The sequence below is a fragment of the Cryobacterium sp. MLB-32 genome (assembly GCF_000738085.1).
In the GTDB taxonomy this organism is placed as follows: domain Bacteria; phylum Actinomycetota; class Actinomycetes; order Actinomycetales; family Microbacteriaceae; genus Cryobacterium.
Window position 1 is genome coordinate 1 of sequence record NZ_JPRS01000690.1, and the last position, 695, is coordinate 695.

1 pseudogene is annotated in these 695 nt (G+C 57.7%); it reads right to left on the reverse strand.

Features of this window, described 5'->3' with window-relative positions:
- Positions 1–632: pseudogene (locus JF66_RS20925) on the reverse strand (glycosyl transferase); the annotation flags it as partial.
- Between the last annotated feature and the right edge of the window lie 63 nt (positions 633–695).

Sequence of the window (695 nt, forward strand, 5' to 3'; positions counted from 1 at the left end):
ACAGCGGGATTGGGATGTTTGACGCCCATGAAGAAGAGCCTGATGTTCGGATGTGCAGCCGTGAGCTGGGCAACAGCGCGGATCAGCGTGTCGGGGTCAAACCAGTTGTAGATGCCTCCGCCCCAAATAATCACCTTGTCGCCCTCGTTGATGCCCGGGACCACTCCCCTGAGGGAAGGTCGTTGATGCACGGGATCCTCGGAAGGAATACCGAATGGTGCCTCGGCAATCAGTGAGTCAAGATCGTTGTCTCGTGAATACGTGTACGGGTTGACACGGCCCAAAGCCGAGAGCTGGCCAAGCCAGAAGTGTCGCTGCCTCTCGCTTGCACAGAGGAAGAAATCTCCGAGGAGCAGCTGGTGGTTCAAGGCATCCGTTGCCTCGGTCACCTGTTTGTTCCAGACTTTGAGAGATTGCCCCTTGCCTTGTTCGAGCTGCTCCAGGTGCAGAGGGTCGTACACATCGACCACCAGGATCTTTCGCGACGTCTCCAGGCTGGGAAAGAGAGCCAGAGCGTGCCCCTGAACGATGATGACGTCGGCCCATTCCTCGTGCTCGACGACAGAATTCGGACGATGGTGAGAGATGACCCCGACCTCAACGACCTCGTCAAGGGCTACTGCCTTCGTCATGCTCAGAAGCCGGACGTCATGTTCCTCAGACAAGGTCTTCGCGATGTTCCATGCCCGGATGGC